General features: G+C 61.4%; 20 protein-coding genes. 17 read left to right on the top strand and 3 right to left on the bottom strand.

The features are described from left to right. Positions 1–46: 46 nt before the first annotated feature. The 16 genes from udk (at position 47) to H8S62_RS10055 (ending at position 17,106) form a co-directional block, all read left to right on the top strand. On the top strand, positions 47–664 hold the full coding sequence (udk, locus tag H8S62_RS10130; RefSeq protein ID WP_155150013.1) for a uridine kinase: 618 nt from the start codon (positions 47–49) through the stop codon (positions 662–664). Positions 665–898: 234 nt separating this feature from the next. Further along, on the top strand, positions 899–1,654 hold the full coding sequence (locus H8S62_RS10125) for a DUF4358 domain-containing protein (RefSeq protein WP_186919178.1): 756 nt from the start codon (positions 899–901) through the stop codon (positions 1,652–1,654). Positions 1,655–1,766: 112 nt separating this feature from the next. Continuing rightward, positions 1,767–3,170, top strand: a complete 1,404-nt coding sequence (locus tag H8S62_RS10120; RefSeq protein ID WP_155150018.1) for an MBOAT family O-acyltransferase — start codon at positions 1,767–1,769, stop codon at positions 3,168–3,170. A gap of 76 nt (positions 3,171–3,246) precedes the next feature. Further along, on the top strand, positions 3,247–4,368 hold the full coding sequence (locus H8S62_RS10115) for a DHHW family protein (protein WP_186919176.1): 1,122 nt from the start codon (positions 3,247–3,249) through the stop codon (positions 4,366–4,368). A gap of 447 nt (positions 4,369–4,815) precedes the next feature. Next, on the top strand, positions 4,816–5,463 hold the full coding sequence (locus tag H8S62_RS10110) for a PAS domain-containing protein (protein WP_173023860.1): 648 nt from the start codon (positions 4,816–4,818) through the stop codon (positions 5,461–5,463). Positions 5,464–5,522: 59 nt separating this feature from the next. Continuing rightward, positions 5,523–6,938: a Sapep family Mn(2+)-dependent dipeptidase gene (locus H8S62_RS10105; RefSeq protein ID WP_186919174.1), complete on the top strand. Its 1,416-nt coding sequence runs from the start codon at positions 5,523–5,525 to the stop codon at positions 6,936–6,938. Positions 6,939–7,024: 86 nt separating this feature from the next. Continuing rightward, positions 7,025–7,750 carry a hypothetical protein gene (locus H8S62_RS10100; protein WP_186919173.1) on the top strand — a complete coding sequence of 242 codons (726 nt, stop codon included), beginning with the start codon at positions 7,025–7,027 and terminating at the stop codon, positions 7,748–7,750. A gap of 253 nt (positions 7,751–8,003) precedes the next feature. Continuing rightward, the gene (locus H8S62_RS10095) at positions 8,004–9,488 is read left to right on the top strand and encodes a DUF1846 domain-containing protein (RefSeq protein WP_186919318.1); all 1,485 of its coding nucleotides are present in this window, start codon (positions 8,004–8,006) and stop codon (positions 9,486–9,488) included. Positions 9,489–10,069: 581 nt separating this feature from the next. Next, on the top strand, positions 10,070–10,840 hold the full coding sequence (locus tag H8S62_RS10090; RefSeq protein ID WP_155150029.1) for an IclR family transcriptional regulator: 771 nt from the start codon (positions 10,070–10,072) through the stop codon (positions 10,838–10,840). Positions 10,841–10,936: 96 nt separating this feature from the next. Next, entirely contained in the window at positions 10,937–12,016 is a 1,080-nt protein-coding gene (locus tag H8S62_RS10085; RefSeq protein WP_243141848.1) for a TRAP transporter substrate-binding protein, read from the top strand. 113 nt (positions 12,017–12,129) lie between these two features. Further along, complete coding sequence (locus H8S62_RS10080; protein WP_155150031.1) at positions 12,130–13,425, top strand: TRAP transporter large permease; 1,296 nt, start codon at positions 12,130–12,132, stop codon at positions 13,423–13,425. 13 nt (positions 13,426–13,438) lie between these two features. Continuing rightward, positions 13,439–14,059 (top strand): TRAP transporter small permease, encoded by a 621-nt coding sequence (locus tag H8S62_RS10075; protein ID WP_186919171.1) that lies wholly within the window; start codon positions 13,439–13,441, stop codon positions 14,057–14,059. Positions 14,060–14,072: 13 nt separating this feature from the next. Beyond that, on the top strand, positions 14,073–14,993 hold the full coding sequence (locus H8S62_RS10070) for a dihydrodipicolinate synthase family protein (RefSeq protein ID WP_207723500.1): 921 nt from the start codon (positions 14,073–14,075) through the stop codon (positions 14,991–14,993). Between the two features lie 12 nt (positions 14,994–15,005). Next, on the top strand, positions 15,006–16,004 hold the full coding sequence (locus H8S62_RS10065) for a ribokinase (RefSeq protein ID WP_186919169.1): 999 nt from the start codon (positions 15,006–15,008) through the stop codon (positions 16,002–16,004). A gap of 82 nt (positions 16,005–16,086) precedes the next feature. Next, on the top strand, positions 16,087–16,695 hold the full coding sequence (locus H8S62_RS10060) for a KpsF/GutQ family sugar-phosphate isomerase (protein WP_155150037.1): 609 nt from the start codon (positions 16,087–16,089) through the stop codon (positions 16,693–16,695). Positions 16,696–16,698: 3 nt separating this feature from the next. Next, complete coding sequence (locus tag H8S62_RS10055) at positions 16,699–17,106, top strand: RbsD/FucU domain-containing protein (RefSeq protein WP_173023859.1); 408 nt, start codon at positions 16,699–16,701, stop codon at positions 17,104–17,106. Between the two features lie 202 nt (positions 17,107–17,308). Here H8S62_RS10055 and H8S62_RS10050 read toward each other — a convergent pair whose 3' ends face one another. Together H8S62_RS10050 and H8S62_RS10045 are read right to left on the bottom strand one after the other, a co-directional pair. Continuing rightward, positions 17,309–17,836, bottom strand: coding sequence for a spore maturation protein (locus H8S62_RS10050; protein ID WP_186919168.1), 528 nt, complete (start codon positions 17,834–17,836; stop codon positions 17,309–17,311). 2 nt (positions 17,837–17,838) lie between these two features. Beyond that, on the bottom strand, positions 17,839–18,486 hold the full coding sequence (locus H8S62_RS10045) for a spore maturation protein A (protein WP_243255553.1): 648 nt from the start codon (positions 18,484–18,486) through the stop codon (positions 17,839–17,841). Between the two features lie 250 nt (positions 18,487–18,736). On the opposite strand from H8S62_RS10045, the gene H8S62_RS10040 reads away from it, so the two are divergent. After that, positions 18,737–18,979 carry an AbrB/MazE/SpoVT family DNA-binding domain-containing protein gene (locus H8S62_RS10040; protein ID WP_155150041.1) on the top strand — a complete coding sequence of 81 codons (243 nt, stop codon included), beginning with the start codon at positions 18,737–18,739 and terminating at the stop codon, positions 18,977–18,979. A 213-nt stretch (positions 18,980–19,192) separates the two neighbouring features. Here H8S62_RS10040 and rsmI read toward each other — a convergent pair whose 3' ends face one another. Further along, the gene (gene rsmI / locus H8S62_RS10035; protein WP_186919167.1) at positions 19,193–20,026 is read right to left on the bottom strand and encodes a 16S rRNA (cytidine(1402)-2'-O)-methyltransferase; all 834 of its coding nucleotides are present in this window, start codon (positions 20,024–20,026) and stop codon (positions 19,193–19,195) included. Positions 20,027–20,078: the final 52 nt, after the last annotated feature.

Raw genomic sequence — 20,078 nt, 5'->3', positions numbered from 1 at the left:
TTCTATGCTATAATCTCTACAAAATACGACTCTGGAGGGGTTGGACATGGAAACAATGGTGATCGGCATCGCGGGAGGCACTGGCTCCGGCAAGACCACCCTGACCCGGCATCTGATTGACAACTTCGGCGGCGACGTCTCTGTGGTATACCACGACAACTACTACAAGGCCCACCCCAACATGACCTATGAAGAGCGGGCCGCCCTCAACTACGACCACCCCGACGCCTTCGACACCGGCCTCATGGTGGAGGATCTGAAGACCCTCTGCTCGGGAAAGACCATCCACTGCCCGGTGTACGACTATACCATCCATAACCGCTCCACCGACACGGTGGAGGTGCAGCCCACCAAGGTGGTCATTGTGGAGGGCATTCTGATCTTCCACCCCAAGGAGCTGCGGGATCTGATGGACATCAAGATCTTCGTGGATACCGACGCCGACGTGCGCATCCTCCGCCGCATTCTCCGGGACGTGAAGGAGCGGGGCCGTAGCCTGGACAGCGTCATCGGCCAGTACCTGGATACCGTAAAGCCCATGCACGAGCAGTTCGTCCAGCCCTCCCGGCAGTACGCCGATATCGTGGTGCTGGACGGCGGGCATAATCTGGTGGCCCTGGATATGATCACCCAGCGCATCCGCAGCCATGTCGAAGAAAATTAGCTCCGGCCCCAAGCCCTTCTCCGCGGGATGCGGCGCGGCTTGGGCGGATGCGGTGCGTTTACCCGCCGCACAGTGCGGATACATACCAGCACACGAAGCAGGGAGGATAATTTCCTCCCTGTTTTGCTGCGGGCGGGAACTTTTTGCCTCCGCGGGCCGTCAAAGACTGCGGTTAAGCAAATCGGGACACATTATAACCAAATCAACCGACAATCAAGAAAAAGGAGCCCTGACATGAAAAATCAGAAGCTGTTTTCCCTGGCCCTGGCCGGGGCGCTGAGTATCTCTCTGCTGGCGGGCTGCGGCAGCCCGGGCGGCGGTGTCTCTCCGTCGCCCTCACCGACTCCACTCCCCACCGAGAGCGTCAACCCCTCCGAAAATCCCACCGTCACCACGATGCCAATCCCCACGCCCAGCGAATCCGCCGCCCCCGAGGTCACTCCGCTCCCCCCTGCCAACCCGGATGAGGGCGTGACCGTCTCCCCGGAGCCCGCCGACCCCAGCCAGCCTCCCCAGGCCACCGAGGTCATACGACCCGAGGCCCCCTCCCAGCAGCCCGCCGAGAGCCCCAAGCCCTCTGAGACGCCCGCCCCCAGCGATACCCCCGCCCCCGAGGCTTCGGCGGTGCAGTCGGTGTGGAACCAGGTCTCCGGCCTGGAGCGGCCCGAGCTGATGGATATCGACAGCGCCCTGCTCTCCGACCTCTATGGGATTGACAGCGCCGACGTGGTGGAGTTCATCGGCAAGATGCCTATGATCACCGCCAACGTGACGGAGTTCGTCATCATCCAGGCCGCTCCCGGCAAGGCGGACACTGTCAAGGCAGCCTGCGAGTCCCGGCTGGAGACCCTGAAGGGCGGCGGACAGTACCCCGCCAACCAGGTTCTGGTGGACAACTACAAGCTGATCGTGAACGGCGATTATGTCCTCTTCTGCATTGACGAGCACGCCGACACCATGGCCGAGGCATTTAACAGCTATACAAAATGAGGTAAATTGGGTATAATACCCGGGTGAGACGAGCGGTGCGAAAACCGCTTCGCGCAAAATATCTGCGGGGCGGGGCGTCTCCCCCGCCGTCTTTCCGGCAGGAGGGTTTTACTTGGTCTTTTCCAGCGTGTTTTTTCTGTTTTTCTATCTACCCGTCGTATTAATCATCTACTATATTACACCCCTGAAATGGCGCAACGCCGTTCTGCTGGTCTTCAACCTCATCTTTTACGCCTGGGGCGAGCCGGTGTACATCGTCATCATGTTTGCCTCCATTGCCATTGACTATACCCACGGTATGCTGGTGGAGAAGTGCAAGGCCAGGGGGAACGACAAGGGCGCCCGCTGGGCGGTGGCCTCATCGGTCTTTTTCAATCTGGCGCTGCTCTTCTTCTTTAAGTACTGGGACTTTATCGCCGGCTCTCTCCGGTCGGTGGGTATCGGCTTCATGCCCACCCTGGGCCTGTCCCTCCCCATCGGCATCTCCTTCTACACCTTCCAGACCATGAGCTACACCATCGACGTCTACCGTGGCGACGCCCGCGCCCAGCGGAACATCGTGAACTTCGGCACCTTCGTCACCCTCTTCCCCCAGCTTATCGCCGGGCCCATCATCAAATATAAGGATCTGGACGACCAGATCGACCACCGGACCTACCATGTGGAGCAGTTCGCCTCGGGTGTGCAGGTTTTTGTGGTGGGTCTCGCCAAGAAGGTGCTGCTGGCCAACAACCTGGGTATGCTCTGGGACGCCTATAAGGCCATGCCCGTGGAGCAGCTCACTACCGCCGGGGCCTGGCTGGGCCTTCTCGCCTTCGCCTTCCAGATCTACTTCGACTTCTCAGGCTACTCCGACATGGCCGTGGGTCTGGGCCGGATGCTGGGCTTCGAGTTTATGCGCAACTTTAATTACCCCTATATCTCCAAATCCCTCACTGAGTTCTGGCGGCGGTGGCACATCTCCCTGGGCTCCTGGTTCCGGGAGTACCTCTATATTCCCCTGGGCGGCAACCGGGTAAGCAAGCCCCGCCTCTTCTTCAACCTCATTGTGGTATGGGCGGCAACCGGCATCTGGCACGGGGCCAGCTGGAACTTCCTGCTCTGGGGCCTCTTCTTCGCCGCCATGCTGATACTGGAGAAGGGCTTCCTTCTCCAGTACCTCAGGAAGACCCCTGCCGCGGTACAGCATATTTACACACTCTTCTTCCTGATGATCTCCTGGGCCCTCTTCGCGGTGGAGGACTTCTCCCGGATGGGGGCCTGGCTGGCGGCCATGTTCGGCTTCGCCGGCGGCGGCCTGGCCGACGCGGCGGCAGGCTACTACCTGCGCTCCTACCTGCCCATGCTCATCATCGCCGTGGTGGCCTCCACGCCGCTGTCCGCCAGGCTCTGGGACAGGCTGCCGGAGAAGCCCATGAAGGTGATTTTGCCCGTGCTCCTGCTGGGCGGGCTGGTGCTCTCCACCGCCTACCTGGTGGACGCCACCTACAATCCGTTCCTGTACTTCAGATTTTAGCGGGGGAATTCCACCCGCCACTTCGTGGCCCTCCCTCCCGGTACGGGGGCAAGGGTCCTGCCCTGGAGGTAATCCCATGTCGAAAAAATACTGCATTTTTATCACCGCCCTCTTCTGCGCCTTTATCGGGGTGTTCCTGGCGGCGGGCGCGGTCTCGCCGGACCGGACGAATTCCGAGCTGGAAAACCGCCCGCTCCAGCAGCTCCCCACCCCCACCGTGAAAACCCTGCTCAGCAGTGAGTTTATGTCCTCCTTTGAGACCTACTGCAACGACCAGTTCTTTCTGCGGGACGGCTGGGTGGCCATGAAATCCTCCACCGAGCGCGCCCTGGGCAAAAATGAGAACAACGGCGTCTACTTTGGCAGGGAGGACACCCTAATCTCCCGCTTTGAGGAGCCCGACCAGAAGCGCCTTGACACCAATCTGGGTTATGTGGACCAGTTCGTCCAGAATGCGGGCGTCCCGGTCTACCTCTCCATCATCCCCGGCTCGGTGTCCATCTGGGCGGACCGCCTGCCCGAGGGGGCGCCCAACGCCGACCAGAAGGCCGTCATCGACCAGATCGCCCAAAAGACCACCGCCAGGTACTATGACTCCTACCAGAACCTGTGGGACCACCGGGACGAGGACGTCTACTACCGCACCGACCACCACTGGACCAGCCTGGGCGCGTACTACGGCTACGTCTCCCTCATGGACGCTTTGGGCATGGAGGCCGTCCCCCTGGAGCAGTACACCAAGCAGACCGTGTCCGACAGCTTCTATGGCACCACCTTCTCCTCTTCCGGCGTGCGCTGGGTGGCTCCGGATGACATCGATATCTACGTCCCCGACCCAGGCGTGGAGGTGGAGTCCTGGTTCACCGGCGCACCCGAGACAGGCAGCCTCTATAACTGGGACAAGCTGGATATCAAGGATAAGTACACCTTCTTTATGGGCGGCAACCAGTCCCTGGGGGTCATCAAAAACCCCAACGTGGACGGCCCCAAGCTCCTGATTCTGCGGGACTCCTACACCGACAGCCTGGTCCCCTTCCTCACCGCCCACTTCTCCGAAATCCATCTCATTGACCTGCGTTACTACCGTTACTCCATTCCCCAGTATATCCGTGATAACGGTATCGACACCGCCGTCGTCCTCTACAGCGCCGCCAATTTCGTCACCGACACCAACTTCTTCACCCTCCGCCAGGAGTGACCGCACTCCGATCCGCTTCCCGACGATCCGTCTCTTTTTCTCCCGGGCCAGCTTGTCAAAGAAGCCCCGAGGGGCTTCTTTGACAAAAGGCCGCATGACGGCTGGGGCTCAATTTCATGGGAAAAAGTCGCCCCAGCCGTCATGAAAATGTCATTTCTCAGGCGCAGGTCCCAGAAATGACGGATATTTATTTGATTGCGTCGTCTGCGGACGACGCAACTCTGAAAGGCTTTCTCTGCGGATGGATTTTTGACAGTCTGTCCCGGGCGTCTCTTTGAGACGCCCGTTTTTTTCCGTATCCCAATAAACTGCCCATATATTCTGAATAGGCCCTTCACTTTTTTGGCGCGTCCCTGCACTGAAAAGCGTCAAATAGACTTGCAATTTATGGCTGCGCGGGTTACAATTGTCTATAATTCTTCTATGATATCAAGGGAGGGACTGTCCGTGACGCGGGAAGAGGCTTTTGAGTTTCTGGACCGGACCGCCCGGGGCATCGCGGAGATGTTCGGCGCCTCCTGCGAGACCCTGGTCCACGACATGGGGGACCCCACCCACCCCATTTTGTCCATCTATAACGGACAGATCTCCGGGCGGGCTGTGGGCTCCACGATGGATATCCTGGGTACGGATCTGGCCCTGGATGAGACCGCCCTGGTCACCGACTTCGTCAATCTCTACGCCACCACACCCTCGGGCCAGCAAATCAAAAGCAGCACCTTCCACCTCATCGGGGAGGGCTACAATCTGGCCCTGGGTATCAATTTCGACTACACCTCCCTGGTCTACGCCAACCGCATTCTGGTGGACCTGATGAGCGCCGAGGCCGATCTCCAGAGCGCCATGTGGCGCGGCGGGGACAGCCAACTCTCCGCCATTTTCGACGAGTGCGTCAACGCCGTGGGCAAGCCGGTCTCCGCCCTGACCAAAAAGGACCGGATGAAAATTATCGCCCTTTTGGACCAGAAAAACGCCTTCTCCTACCGCAAGAGCGTTCCCTTTGTGGCCAAGCGGCTCCAGGTATCCCGGTACACGGTCTACAAATACCTGGGCGAGCTGTCCGGCGAGACCGCTTCCGGCGCGGACGAGGAATAACGCGATCTACACCAATTGGGGCGGCCTGCGGCCGCCCGCCTTATGATGGAGGTTCTTTCATGTACGAGGAGCAAATCAGCGCCTATTTTGACGATCCGGCCCGCCAGCGGGAGCTGGTGGACGCGGTCTGCCGCCTGGTGTCCATCCGCAGCGTGGCGGAGGCCCCCCTCCCCGGCAAGCCGTTCGGGGAAGGCCCGGCAATGGTCCTGGAGGAGGCTTTGGCCCTCTGCGGCGAGATGGGCTTCGCCACCGGCAACTGCGACGGCTATGTGGGCACCGCCGACCTGAATGGCCTCCCCACCCAGCTCCATATCCTGGGCCACCTTGACGTGGTGGGCGAGGGCAAGGGCTGGGACAGCGACCCCTATGCCCCTATTGAGAAGGACGGCCTGCTCATCGGCCGTGGCGTGGCGGACGACAAGGGCCCCATGGTGGCCGCCCTCTTCGCCATGAAGGCGGTCCGGGACCTTGACATCCCCCTCAGGTACAACGTCCGGGCCATCCTGGGCACCGACGAGGAGTCCGGCTCCTCCGACATCGCCTACTACTTCGCGCGCAACCCCTACGCGCCCTACACCTTCTCCCCCGACGCGGATTTCCCCGTCATCAACATTGAGAAGGGCCACTACCACCCCGACTTCGGCATGAGGTGGGCCCACTCGAACGCCCTGCCCCGGGTGACTGCAATGACCGGCGGCTTCCGCACCAACGTGGTGCCCCCCGAGGCCCAGGCCGCTCTGGCCGGGCTGACCGTCGGGGACGTCGAACCCCTCCTGGCCGCCGTCTCCGCCGAGACCGGCGCGGCCTTCACGGTGGAGGAGCGGGAGGGCGGCGTGACCGTCCTCGCCATGGGCCGCAACGCCCACGCCTCCACCCCAGACGAGGGCTGCAACGCCATTACCGCCCTGCTGGCTCTGCTGAGCCGCTTGCCCCTCGCGGACTGCGGCTCCACCGGGGCCGTGGGCGCGCTCCACGCCCTCTTCCCCCACGGGGACAACGCGGGCCGCGCCCTGGGCATCGCCCAGTCCGACGGGCTCTCCGGGGCCCTCACCCTAAACTTCGCCATTCTGAGCCTGGACGAGACCGGCTTTACCGGCAAGTTCGACGTCCGCTACCCCATCTGCGCCGACGAGAATAACTGCAAAAAGGTCTGCGAGGCCTCCTTCGCAAAGCACGGCATCGCCGTCACCGGCGACGGCGAGATGGCCCCCGGCCCCCACCACACCAGCGCCGACTCCCCCTTCGTGCGCACCCTGCTGGACTGCTACGTCAGGTACACCGGCGACACGGACGCGAAGCCCCTGGCCATCGGCGGCGGCACCTACGTCCACGACATCCCCGGCGGCGTGGCCTTCGGCTGCCAGATGCCCGGCTTCGACCCTAAGATGCACGGCGCCAACGAGCGCATCCCCGTGGCGGACCTGGTCACCTCCTGCAAGATCTTTGCCCAGGCCATCGCCGAGCTCTGCGGCTGACGCCGCCGGGCCCTTGCTGCGACGTTCTGCTTCCCAGTGGAGCTGGACAATAGAAAAAGAAGAGAATGAATATTGGAGGAAACAAGATGAAGACTGCGTGCAAGAGCCTGCTGGCTCTGGGCATGGCCCTGTCCATGCTGTTCGCCCTGACCGCCTGTGACGACGGCGGTCTCTCAAAGGAGGATGCCAGCAAGTGCATCCAGGTAGAGATGGACACCACCTACAAGGGTGAGTTCGACGGCTTTCTGGATTACTACAGCAACATGACCAAGAGCGACGCCCTGGACCAGTACACCAATAACCTGACCGGTGAGGTCAGCAACTTCCTGTATATGTTCGGCCTGGACGATCCCAACGGCGTGGAAGCCTACCTCAGCCCCAGCGATGGGCTTGTGTCCAGGGCGGAAGAGCTCTATAAGGAGATCTATGCCAAATCCAGCTATGAAGTCCAGCCCGCCGCCAAGCAGGACGACGGCACCTACGCTGTGAAGGTCGTCGTTCAGCCCATTGATATTCTCCATCAGGTGTATGAGGCCTCTGAAACCTATTTTGCCGATTTCTTCGCCCGGTATGAGGAGGTCGATACCGATTCTATGTCTGAAGAAGAGGCGATGGACTGGTTTGTCAACACCTATGCCGAGGACTATTACGCCACGCTGATCGACCTGTTGGAATCCAAGGTGCCCACCATCGGCTATCTGGATGACAAGTCCATCGTCATCCAGGTGGATATGGACGACGAATACAACGTCCTCGTCACCGATGAGGATTGGATGAATCTGGACAAGCTGATTATTGACCGCAACTTCTAATCTTTCGCACCGGCAAGGTTTCATTACTGTCGCCGGCTTTTGGGGCTTGGAGTGCAAATTTGCACTCCAAGCCCCTTTTTTTGCCGTTTTTCGCGGCTTTTCCCAGAGGGTCCCCCCTAAAAAATTGATGAAAACCGGTCAGATGGGGAAAACTGTTTTGAATCCCGGCTCCGAGTATGCTATAATGGCTCTAATTGAGTTTTTGATAGAGAGGATGGGAGGGTCCGCGGCAATGTGTCGCGGACCCGCTGAGATGAATCGACCGGGGTTTGACAACAGCAAATATCTGGAGACCCAGTCCGCCCATATCAGGCAGCGGATCAGCCAGTTCGGAAACAAGCTCTACCTGGAGTTCGGGGGCAAGCTCTTCGACGACTACCACGCCTCCCGGGTGCTCCCCGGCTTCGAGCCGGACAGTAAAATTCGTATGCTCAAGGAGCTGCGGGACTCGGCTGAGATCGTCATCGCCATCTGCGCAAGCGACATTGAGAAGAACAAGGTCCGGGGCGATCTGGGCATCACCTACGATGTGGACGTGCTCCGCCTGATTGACGCCTTCCGCGCCCAGGGACTCTACGTGGGCAGCGTGGTGGTGACCCAGTACGCCGGCCAGGCCGCCGCAGACGCCTTTAAGAAGCGGCTGGAGGAGCTGGGTGTGCGGGTCTACCTCCACTACCCCATTACGGGCTACCCCCACAATATCGCCCTCATTGTCAGCGACGAGGGGTACGGCAAAAACCAGTATATTGAGACCAGCCGGCCCCTGGTGGTCGTCACCGCCCCCGGCCCCGGCAGCGGCAAGATGGCGGTCTGCCTCTCCCAGCTCTACCACGAGTACCGCCGGGGCGTCAAGGCGGGCTACGCAAAGTTCGAGACCTTTCCCATCTGGAACCTGCCCCTCCAGCACCCGGTGAATCTGGCCTATGAGGCCGCCACCGCCGACCTGGGGGACGTGAATATGATCGACCCCTTCCACCTCCAGGCCTACGGCGAAACCACCGTGAACTACAACCGGGACGTGGAGATCTTCCCCGTTCTCTCCGCCATTTTTGAGAAAATCACCGGTGAATGCCCCTATAAATCCCCCACCGACATGGGCGTCAATATGGTGGGCTGCTGTATTTTTGACGATTCCGCGGTCTGCGACGCCGCCCGGCAGGAGATTGTCCGGCGGTACTACTCCGCCCTGTCCGACCGCCGGCAGGGCCAGACCGGGGACGAGACGGTCTACAAGCTGGAGCTTTTGATGCAGCAGGCCAAGGTGTCCGCAGATATCCGCCCCGTCATCGCAGCCTCCCTGCAGGTGGCCGACGAGACCGGCAACCCCGCCGGGGCCATTGAGCTGCCCGACGGCGAGATTGTCACCGGCAAGACCACCGACCTGATGGGCGCCTCCTCCGCCACCCTCTTAAACGCCCTGAAGCGTCTTGCCCATATCGACCACGAGAAGCACCTCATCTCCCCCGAGGCCATCGCCCCCATCCAGGCCGTCAAGGTGGACCACCTGGGCAGCGCCAACCCCCGGCTCCACAGCGACGAGGTGCTCATCGCCCTGGCCATCTCCGCCGCCACCGACCCCCTGGCCGCCCGGGCCCTGGAGCAGCTATCCCGTCTCCGGGGCTGCGAGGCCCACTCCAGCGTCATTCTCTCTCCGGTGGACAGCGTGACCTACGGCAAGCTGGGGATGCATCTGACCTGCGAGCCCCAGTACGAGACCAATAAGCTCTATCATCGGTAATGAAAGCAAAAGCGGCGGTGCGCATGGCGCACCGCCGCTTTTGCTTGTCAAGGGAGTCCCTTGAGGCCTCTTTGACGGAAGGCTGCACAACGAATATTCATTTGATTCCGTCGTCTGCGGGCGACAGAGCTCTGAGAGACTTTCCCTGCGGGGTTTTGCAAACGTAAGGCACGGAAAGACGGGAACGTCATGGAGCACTGAGGCGCGGACCACCGGAGAGGCGTGCAGGCGGTGGACATAGGTCAAGCCGGTACCCTCGGACCGTCTGCTGCGGAAAATGGAAAGGGTGATAGACTGCAAATGGCTTCATAGCTCCTGCTGAAACAAGCGCAAGCTTCTTTGACTGTCTGGCGGAGAGGCGGCGCCCTGGAGGGACCGTCAGAGGTTCGCTTCCTCGTGGGATGTCAAAAACCAGGATACCACAGTTCTTTAATCAAGAACAATGTTCTTGAAATCCAAGGGATCATTTACGATTCCTCCAAACATTTTAAAAGCCCTTGCAATTCATTTTGACGTTTTGTATAATGGCATCGTAAAGAGAACGTTGTTCTCCAATAGAGAACAGAAGGAGAGGATGAGCAATGTCGTCCGAACAGGAGCCGAAGGTCAAATCCCTGGCAAAAGCACTCCATTTGCTGGAATACTTCACCCTTCAGGAGCCCGAGCTGGGTATCACAGAGCTGGCGGAGAAGATGGGGGTCACAAAATCCAACGTACATAACATCGTCTCCACGTTCCAGAGCCTGGGCTATGTAGAAAAGCTCCCCAACGGGAAGTATACCCTGGGATTGAAGATGCTGGAGTTCGCTTTCATTATCAACCAGCACCTGGGCTACCCCAAGGCGGTGTACGACGTGCTGATGGAGACCGCCAGCCTGACCGACGAGATCGTCTACTTCGGCGTGCCCTACGGCACCGACGTGCTCTACCTCTACGTTGCTCACCCCGTCGCCCGTCTGAACGAGTTTCCCTATCGGGAGATTTTGGGCGAGAAAGGCCCCCTCTACGCCACCGGCATCGGCAAAGCCATCCTGGCCCACCTGCCCGAGGCGGAGTGGCCCGAGCGCATCCCGCCCGAGCGCACCCGGTTCACCGACAACACCAAGACCGACTACGACGAGATCATGGAGGAGCTGCGCCGCATCCGGACCCGGGGCTACTCCATTGACAACATTGAGCGGGAGCCCAACGTCCGCTGTGTGGGCGTGCCGGTGTTCAACGCCGCCGGGGCCCTGGTGGGCGGTATCAGCACCTCGGGCCCGGCGAACATCATGACCGACGACAAACTCATGGAGTGCGCCAATATTCTGCGCACCGCATCTCTCAAGATGAAGCAGCGCATCTATCACTGAGCCCCCACCGCCCGCCCCGCGGCTGTCCGGCCGGCGGCCTGAGGAACGGCGGATCATACTCTAATCAAAAAATGAATGATCGAGGAGGATCACACCATGAAGAATTGGAAAAGAATACTCTCTCTGTCCCTCGGCGCCGTGATGCTGATGGGCGCCCTGGCCTCCTGCGGCGAGAAGCCCGCCGCCGCCACCCCCACTGGCAGCGCGCCCGCCCCCGCGCCCGTCACCAGCGTGGATCCCAACGCCGACTTTGAGGAGATGACCCTCTCCCTGGCCCACACCGCCGCCACCGCCCACGCCCACAATGTGGCCGCCACCCTCTTCGCCGACCGGGTGAGCGAGCTCACCGGCGGCAAGGTCACCGTCACCGTGTACCCCAACCAGGAGTTGGGCGACCAGCCCGCCATCCTGGAGAGCTGCTCTCTGGGCGGCGACGCGGACATCGTGGTCGTCAGCCAGAGCAACATCGCCACCTATATGCCCAAGCTCAACGCCCTGTCCGCCCCCTTCCTCTTTGACGACTACGACCACGCCCACAGGGTTATCGACAACTACGTCATGGACTGGATCAACGCCGATATGCCCGCCGCCATGAACACCTACGCCCTGTCCATGTTCGACTACGGCTTCCGCCACGTCACCACCAAGGGGATCGAGATCAATACCGCCGACGATCTGGCCGGCGTGAAGATCCGCGTTCCCGGCTCCGCCGGCCTGCTGGCCGCCTTCGACGCCCTGGGCTCCAACACCCAGACCATCGCCTACTCCGAGCTCTACCAGTCCCTGAAGCAGGGCGTGGTGGACGCCGAGGAAAACCCCGTGGCCACCGTGCTGGCCGACTCCTTCTTCGAGTGCCAGGACCAGCTGGCCATCACCGGCCACTTCTTCGACATGCAAGCCCTGCTGATTAATAACGACACCTGGTCCGGCATGAGCCCCGAGCTCCAGGCCGTCATCCAGCAGGCCGCCATTGAGGCCCAGGATAAGACCCGCGAGCTGATCTCCGGCGGCGAGGCCGACACCATCGCCGAGCTGGAGAGCAAGGGTATGAATGTCACCTACCCCGACAAGGCCTCCTTCGTCGCCAAGATGGAGCCCGCCTACGCCGAGATGGGCAAGCTGGCCGGCCAGGCCGAGATGGACGCCCTGCTCAAGGCCGTCGAGGACAACCGCTAACCACCGAACTACATACGGGCACGCTCACCGGACCTCCCCCATGCCGGAGGGCGTGCCCTTTTTACGCCCAAAATCAGAATAGAATTCCTTTCAGAGAGGAGCGAAAGAGCCCTATGATTATGTTTCTCATGTTCGCGGGCGTGCTGCTGGTGTTATTCATCGGCGTCTCCACCGGGTGCAGCATGGCCTTCATCTCCGCCGCCACCTACGTCGGCATGGGCGAGGCGACCGCCGCCAATATGCTCTCCCTGCCCCAGGGTATGTTCAACCAGGTCAGCGGCATCACCCTCATGAGCATTCCATTCTTCCTGCTCATGGGCAACTTCATGAACAAGGGCGGTGTGTCCCAGGACCTGTTCGGCTTCGCCCGGTCCTGCCTGGGCCACCGCTGGGGCGGCCTCGCCAACGCCGCCATCGTCTCATGCATGGTCATGGCCGCCATGTCCGGCTCCGCCGCCGCCGTGGCCGCGGGCATCGGCATGATCGCCATTGCCGAGATGCGCAAAACCGGGTACGGCCAGCCCTTCTCCTGCGCGGCCATCGCTGCGGGCGGCGGCCTGGGTCCCATTATCCCGCCCTCCATCACCCTCATTCTCTTTGCCAGCATGGTGTCGGGCACCTCGGTGAACGACCTGTTCCTGGGCGGCGCCATCCCCGGCGTGATCATCGGCATCCTCTTTGTGGTCTACGCCAGCTGGACCGCCAAGCGCCGCAACTTCGGCAAGGTTCCCAAGGTCAGCGGCCGGGACCGCTGGAAAGCCTTCAAGAGCGCCTTCCTGGCCCTCCTCACCCCCGTAATCGTCCTGGGCGGCATGTTCGGCGGCTTCTTCACCGCCACCGAGGCCGCCGCCGTGGCCGCCCTCTACGCCGCGCTGCTGGGCATCTTCAAGTATAAGAAAATCAAGCTCAAGGATCTGCCCGGCATCTTCTGGGCCACCGCCAAATCCACCGCACAGATCATGTTCGTCATCGCCACCGCCTCCTTCTTCCAGTACGTGCTGCTCAAGACCCGCATCCCCCAGGCGGTGGTCAACTCCATCATGAGCGTATTCACCAGTATCGTGCCGGTCATGATCATCATTATCGTCCTGCTGGTCATTATGGGCTGCTTCATGGAGGGTACCGCCATCCTGCTCATCACCGTGCCCATCTTCGCCCCCCTGGCCCAGGCCTACGACTACCCCATCGTCCAGCTCGCCATCGTCATGTGCATCGCCCTGGCCGTGGGCGTCATCACCCCGCCGGTGGGCCTGAACCTGTACGTCCTCTCCAGCATCACGGGGGAAAAGGTCATGAAGATCGCCAAGGAGGCCATCCCCTTCGTGGCCATCATGATGATCGTCGCCCTGCTGACGGCCTTCATCGAGCCGCTGTCCATGTTCCTGCCCAATCTGCTGGGCTTAGGTTAAGGGGGGAATGACCATGAATATCCTGAAAAAAACAGAAAACGCCGTGGGCAAGTTCTCCCGCGCCGTGGCCTCAATCTGCCTAGGCATCGTGTTTGTCCTCTTCCTGCTCAACATCTGCACCCGCATCCCTTTCATCAAGTGGAACCCGGTGTGGATCGACGAGACCATCCAGTTCTTCCTGGTGTGGATGATCTTCCTCGCCGCCATGGAGCTGGTGCGGGTGGGCGGACATTTCATGGTGGACATCCTCACGGACAAGGTCCACGGCACCCTGGTGGGCCGCATCTTCCGCATCCTCTCCACTGTGATCTCCCTCATCACCTACGGCGTCATCTTCTACTTCGGCGTACAGCTCTGCCTGCGCTCCACAGCCAGCCTGTTCACCCTGCAATTCATGAAAAAAAGCTATTTTTACGCCTGCATCCCCTTCTCCGCCTTCTTTATGAGCCTGTTCACCCTCCGTGACGTGGTCCTCGCCTTTATGGACCTCTTTACCGGCGGCAGGATCACCGAGAAGCAGGATGCTGAGAAGGCCGCCCTGGCCGCCGGGGACGAGGACGCACAGGCCATCGCCGAGGCCGCCGCCGCCCTGGCCGCCGACGAGGCCGCCCAAAAGCCTGAGACCGACAAATAAGGAGGAACACACCATGCCTTTTGCCATACACGGTGGGGTCTGGCCCACCATGATCACCCCCTACACCGACGACAACAAGCCCGACTTCAAGGCCATCGCCGCACTGTGCGACTGGTATATCGATAAGGGCTGTTCCGGCATCTTCGCCGTCTGCCAGTCCAGCGAGATGTTTTTCCTCAGCGAGGCAGAGAAGACCGACATCGCCAAGGCGGTGGTGGACGCGGTGGGCGGCCGCATTCAGGTGGTGGCCTCCGGCCACACCTCCGAGGACAAGGCCACCCAGTTGCGCGAGATCGAGAACATGATGAAGACCGGCGTGGACGCCTATGTGCTGGTCTCCAACCGCCTGGATCAGAAAAACGAGGGCGAGGCCGTCTTCGAGGCCAACGCCACCGAGATTTTTGACCGCTACCCTGAGGTGGACTTCGGCATCTACGAGTGTCCCGTGCCCTGGAAGCGGCTGGTCTCCACCGAATTTCTGCGCAAGGCGGGCCGGGAGGGCCGGATGGTCTTTCTGAAGGACACCTGCTGCGACGCCGACCTGCTCCGCGAGCGGCTGGCCGCCGTGGAGGGCACCCCCCTGAAAATCTTCAACGCCAACGCCGCCTCCTGGTTCGACAGCACCGTTCACGGCGGCGCGGGCTATAACGGAGTCATGGCAAACTTCCATCCCGACCTCTACAAGTGGGCCTACGACCACCTTGAGGACCAGACCGAAAAGGCCCGGCTTGTCGCCGACTTCCTCACTCTGGCCGCCGCTCTGGAGATGCGGCTCTATCCCGTTTCCGCCAAGTATTACCACAGCCTTGTGGGCGTCCCTATGGGCATTTCCTCCCGCAGTTCGGACGCCGCCAAGCTGGACAAGAACGCCAGGGCCGAGGTGGAGGCGCTCATCTCCATGGAGCGTGAGCTCCGCAGGGCGCTGGGCATCTGAGGAGGTCCCGCTATGCTGAGAAAACCCAATATTTTGGTGGTGGGCAGCTTCATGATGGACCTCATCGCCTCCACCAGCCGGGCGCCCAACGCCGGCGAGACCATTATCGGCGAGAGCTTCCGCACCGCCCCCGGCGGCAAAGGGGGCAACCAGGCCGTCCAGTGCGCCCGGCTGGGGGCCAACGTCACCATGGTGGGCCGTGTGGGGGACGACGACTTCGGCCGCCTCATGACCAGAACCACCTCTGCCGCCGGGGTGGATGTGTCCCACGTGGGCGTGGACCCCAGCGTCTCCTCCGGTGTGGGCCACATCCTGCTGGAGGCCTCCGACCGCGGCACCCAGAACCGCATCACCGTCGTCCCCGGGGCCAACATGTCCATCACCGTGGAGGATGTGGCCTGGCTCAGGGAGAAGATCGGTAATTACGACCTGCTGATGCTCCAGTTCGAACTGCCCATGGAGGTAATTGAGGCCGTGGCCCAGTGGGCCCGCGACGCTGGTGTGCGGGTCATGGTGAACCCCGCCCCCGCCGCCCCCATCTCCCCAAAGCTGCTCGCCTGCGCCACCTACCTCTCCCCCAACGAGCACGAGGCCGCCATCATCGCCGGCCACCCCCTTCGGGTGGACGAAAACGGCGTGAACATGGACGATGTGGCGGCCGTCTCCGCCGCTTTCCGTGAGAAGGGGGTACAAAACCTCATCATCACCCTGGGCGAGAACGGCTCCATCGCCGCCGGGGCGGACGGCGTCCATCACACCGGCTGCGTCAAAATGGACCATGTGGCCGACCCCACCGCCGCCGGGGACTCTTTCGTGGCGGCGTTCTGCACCGGACTGTGCGCAGGCCTGCCCCAGGAACAGGCCCTGGCGTTCGCCAGCCACGCAGCGGCCATCACGGTCTCCCGCATGGGGGCCATGCCCAGCCTGCCCACCGTGGCGGAGGTGCAGAATCTGCTGTACCAGCGGGGCTATACAGGCTTCGACCCCGCCGAGCTGGATGCGCTGAAATAGCCTGTTCCCGGCCGGCGAGGCGGCCTAATCCAAGTACCCTGCAGGCGGGGAGCATCCCCGCCGCGTAAAGGAGCGACTCTTGATGAAAGCTGAAAGCACCCGGGCGGTAGGCCATTTTTTGACCGCCGCCCGTGCGGAATTCGATACCTATCTGGACGGACTGGACCTTACGGCCCTGGACGCCGCCGTCCGCCTCATTCACCAGGCCCAGGACCGGGGCGGCCGGGTACATGTCACCGGAATCGGTAAGCCCGGCCATGTCTCCGGGTACGCTGCATCCCTGCTCTCTTCCACCGGCACACCGACCTATTTTCTCCATGGTACGGAAGCCGTCCACGGCTCCTGCGGACAACTGGTGGCGGGCGATGTCGTGATTTGTATCTCTAACAGCGGTGAGACTGCCGAACTCAAGGCTACGGTGCTGGCCGTCAGGAATAACGGCTGTAAGATAATCGGCGTTACCGGCAACCCGGACAGCTGGCTGGCCGGACAGAGCGACGTGCATCTTTTTGCAGGGGTAAAGGACGAGGGCGGCCCCCTCAACCGGGCGCCCCGGAATTCCATCCTGGCTGAGACGTTGATGCTGCAGGCCCTCTCCGTGGCACTCCAGGCCGACTGCGGCCAGACCCCGCAGCAGTATGTACGGTGCCACCCCGGCGGTAAACTGGGCGAGATACGGAAGGGGGAGTGAGCCGTGCTGACTGGAAACTGTATCCACCCCGGCCTCATCCGGATACTCTCACGCTGCGGACACGGGGACAAGGTCCTTATCGCTGATGGGAACTACCCCCTGGCCTCCAAGTCCGGCGGCGCGGAGAAGGTCTGGCTGGGCCTAAAGCCCGGCCTGCCTACCGTCACCGACGTGCTGGAGGTCCTCCAGAGCGTGGTCAATGTGGAAAAAGCGGAGGTTATGGAGCCGGAGGACGGCACCACCCCTGAAATTTTTGACGCCTTTGAGCGCGCCCTCCCCGGGCTGACCTTAGAGCGGCTCAACCGCTATGGGTTTTACGACGCCTGTTGTGAAAGCCCGGTGCAGCTTGCCATCTCCACTGGTGAAAAGCGTACCTTTGCCAATCTGCTCGTCACTATCGGCGTGGCGTGAGGCGGACAAACCGCCCGTTTTATCTCCACTTACTGTCAGATATTTGCCTGAAGCGGCGGTGCGCCATGCGCACCGCCGCTTTTTGCCCGCAGAACCACTCCGCGCCGCTTGCCCGTCCTTTTCCGTCTCTGCTGGGGGCGCTAACGATTTATCCTGTGGGGCTTGCGGTCCTGTCCTCACAGGGCGCCCCTCCGGGTTCCCCTCACGCTCCCCCAAAGAGCACACGCACGGCCCAGGCCGCCGCCATAAATCCCGCCAAATCGGCGCAGAGGGCCGCCGGTACGGCATACCGGGTCTTCACAATTCCCGCCGCGCCGAAGTACACGGCGATGGTATAGAAGGTGGTCTCCGTGGAGCCCAGCATCACCGCCGCCGTCCGTCCGATGAGGGAATCCGGGCCGTAGGTGGCGATAAGCTCCGCCCCCACCCCCAGCGCCGCATTGCCGGAAACCGGACGCACCAGCAGCAGGGCCACCGTCTCCGGCGGAATCCCCAGCCTGACCAGCAGCGGCCCCAGGGCCTGGGCCGCCATCTCCAGCGCACCGGAGGCCCGCAGCATATACACCGCGGTGAGGAGCCCCACCATGGGCGGCACGATGCGGATGAGCACCCCCAGCCCCTCCCCCGCGCCGGCGACCAGCGCGTCGTACACGTCCACACGCTTGGCCATGCCGCAGACGGCCACAACGGCGATAATCGCGGGCATGAGCATTGTCAGCACCAAGTCCATTTCTACCGCGCCCCTTCCCGGCCTGCGCGGCGGCCAAGCCGGGCCGTCCGCCCGCCGCTCTTCTCCCCCGCCAATCCCGGCCACAGCCGCCGCAGCACCTTGCATGCCGCAATTCCCACGCAGACGGAGATGGCCGACGCCAGCCATACCGCCGGCAGAATATCAAAGGGGGCGGCGCAGCCCGCGGCGGCCCTTACGCCGGCCACGGTGGTGGGGATGAGCTGGATGGACGCGGTGTTGCACACCACCAGCATGCACAGCGGGTCGGACGCCACGCCGGGGGACTTTTTGCTCATCTGCCGTGCGGCCTGAATCCCCAGTGGGGTGGCCGCGTTGCCCAGCCCCAGCAGGTTGGCGGACACATTGGCCGATATGGTGTCCATCACCTCCCGGTCCTTGGAGAACTCCGGGTAGAGCCTGCGCAGGATGGGCCGCAGGAGCCGGGAGAGCTTTTCGGAGAGACCGGCGCGCTTCATCACCTCCATCACCCCCATCCAGAGACAGAGGATACCCGCCATGCTCAGGCACAGCTCAATCGCGGCGGCGGCCCCCTCCATGGCCGCCGCCGCCACATCCGGCCCCCGCCCGGTAGCCAGGCCGCATAGGATGGACACCAGGACCATTCCGGTCCAGATGATTGACATTGCCATGGTTCGTCCCCCTCCTGTTCTCCCCATGTATACGCCTGTCCGCCGGAAAAAATGTTCCCTTTTTCCACGCACTTTTTTAGAAAATCTTTTCCCATATTTTTGTCTAACCTGACAAAAAAGCAATTTATGTAAATTTCTTTTCCAATTTTCAATTGACATTGAAATACTCCGTGTTATAATAATGTCAGTTTCTAGGTAATCGTAGAAAATCATGGAAACGCTATTTACCCCGTGAAAGGAGATATTTGGGATGAAATCGACTGGAATTGTTAGAAAGGTGGACGAGCTTGGCCGTATCGTCCTCCCCATTGAGCTGCGCCGGACTCTGGACATCGCCGAGAAGGATTCTCTGGAGATTTATGTGGACGGATCCTCTATCGTACTTAAGAAATATCAGCCCGCCTGCATTTTCTGTGACGACGCGAGAGATGTTATCAACTTCAAGGGCAAGAATGTCTGCCCCAACTGCATTAAGGAACTGATGGACAAGTAAGTCCTCAATTAAAAATCCCCGGATAATCTCAGGTCTCTGCCCTGAGATTATCCGGGGATTTTCATTTCCGGCGCGATTTCGACCGTTTGAATGTGATGATTATGTGAAGTAATTTACTTCCATTCATATACACATAGTATAATCAACGCTTACATTTTATCTCAAATCAGGGTGCGTCATATTTCGGCTGTTCTTCCGCTCCCCATGGACAAATCAGTTACGACCGAGAGATAAATCGTATAGCGTATTCTTGGAAAATCCGGTTTCCTCCGCCGCGCGGCGCACTGCGTCCTTCAGAGAGAGTCCCTCCGCCCGGTAGGCCGCCGCCAGCTCCACCGCCTCCTCCAGGGTCATGCCGTCCTCTTCCGGCGGACATCCCCCCTCGACCACCAGCACAAATTCCCCCTTGGGCGGGTTTTCGGCATAGTGGGAATCCGCCTCCCCCAGGGTGCAGCGCCGGACCTCCTCGTGGAGCTTGGTCAGCTCCCGGCACAGGGAGACACGCCGCTCCGCTCCAAAGGTCTCCCGCAGGTCCCTGAGGGTCGCGGCAAGCTTGTGGGGGGCCTCGTAAAAGATCATGGTCCGCTGCTCACCCCGCAGACTCTCCAGATGAGCACGGCGGTTCTTCTTGTTCATGGGGAGAAACCCCTCAAAGGTAAACCGCCCGGTAGGCAGGCCCGAGCAGGCCAGTGCGCACACCATGGCGCAGGGGCCGGGGATGGAGATGACCGGCACCCCCTCCTCTGCGCAGAGGGCCACCAGCTCCTCCCCGGGGTCGGAGATGGCCGGTGTGCCGGCGTCGGTGACCAGTGCGCAGCTCTCCCCCGCGAGAAGGCGGCCGAGCACAGCGTCCCCCGCCGTTTCGGAATTATGCCGGTAGTAGCTCACCATGGGCTTTTTGATCCCCAGGTGGTTGAGAAGCTTGATGGAAATCCGGGTATCCTCGGCGGCGATGAAATCCACCGCACCCAGGGTGTCGGCAATCCGCCTGGAGATATCCCCAAGATTGCCGATGGGCGTGGGGACCAGATAGAGTGTTCCGGCCATAGGGCCACCTCCGAAATACAGAAAAATAGGCATTGCCCGGCCGCTGCGTGGC

The organism is Lawsonibacter faecis (assembly GCF_014287675.1).
Lineage (GTDB): Bacteria > Bacillota > Clostridia > Oscillospirales > Oscillospiraceae > Pseudoflavonifractor > Pseudoflavonifractor faecis.
This window is presented reverse-complemented; position numbering and strand designations above follow the sequence as displayed.

Excerpts from the sequence above, each read along its gene's own strand:
- udk (WP_155150013.1), top strand. The coding sequence starts at position 47 with ATGGAAACAATGGTGATCGGCATCGCGGGAGGCACTGGCTCCGGCAAG.
- H8S62_RS10125 (WP_186919178.1), top strand. The coding sequence starts at position 899 with ATGAAAAATCAGAAGCTGTTTTCCCTGGCCCTGGCCGGGGCGCTGAGT.
- H8S62_RS10115 (WP_186919176.1), top strand. The coding sequence starts at position 3,247 with ATGTCGAAAAAATACTGCATTTTTATCACCGCCCTCTTCTGCGCCTTT.
- H8S62_RS10105 (WP_186919174.1), top strand. The coding sequence starts at position 5,523 with ATGTACGAGGAGCAAATCAGCGCCTATTTTGACGATCCGGCCCGCCAG.
- H8S62_RS10100 (WP_186919173.1), top strand. The coding sequence starts at position 7,025 with ATGAAGACTGCGTGCAAGAGCCTGCTGGCTCTGGGCATGGCCCTGTCC.
- H8S62_RS10095 (WP_186919318.1), top strand. The coding sequence starts at position 8,004 with ATGAATCGACCGGGGTTTGACAACAGCAAATATCTGGAGACCCAGTCC.
- H8S62_RS10090 (WP_155150029.1), top strand. The coding sequence starts at position 10,070 with ATGTCGTCCGAACAGGAGCCGAAGGTCAAATCCCTGGCAAAAGCACTC.
- H8S62_RS10085 (WP_243141848.1), top strand. The coding sequence starts at position 10,937 with ATGAAGAATTGGAAAAGAATACTCTCTCTGTCCCTCGGCGCCGTGATG.
- H8S62_RS10080 (WP_155150031.1), top strand. The coding sequence starts at position 12,130 with ATGATTATGTTTCTCATGTTCGCGGGCGTGCTGCTGGTGTTATTCATC.
- H8S62_RS10075 (WP_186919171.1), top strand. The coding sequence starts at position 13,439 with ATGAATATCCTGAAAAAAACAGAAAACGCCGTGGGCAAGTTCTCCCGC.
- H8S62_RS10070 (WP_207723500.1), top strand. The coding sequence starts at position 14,073 with ATGCCTTTTGCCATACACGGTGGGGTCTGGCCCACCATGATCACCCCC.
- H8S62_RS10065 (WP_186919169.1), top strand. The coding sequence starts at position 15,006 with ATGCTGAGAAAACCCAATATTTTGGTGGTGGGCAGCTTCATGATGGAC.
- H8S62_RS10060 (WP_155150037.1), top strand. The coding sequence starts at position 16,087 with ATGAAAGCTGAAAGCACCCGGGCGGTAGGCCATTTTTTGACCGCCGCC.
- H8S62_RS10050 (WP_186919168.1), bottom strand. The coding sequence starts at position 17,836 with ATGGACTTGGTGCTGACAATGCTCATGCCCGCGATTATCGCCGTTGTG.
- H8S62_RS10045 (WP_243255553.1), bottom strand. The coding sequence starts at position 18,486 with ATGGCAATGTCAATCATCTGGACCGGAATGGTCCTGGTGTCCATCCTA.
- H8S62_RS10040 (WP_155150041.1), top strand. The coding sequence starts at position 18,737 with ATGAAATCGACTGGAATTGTTAGAAAGGTGGACGAGCTTGGCCGTATC.
- rsmI (WP_186919167.1), bottom strand. The coding sequence starts at position 20,026 with ATGGCCGGAACACTCTATCTGGTCCCCACGCCCATCGGCAATCTTGGG.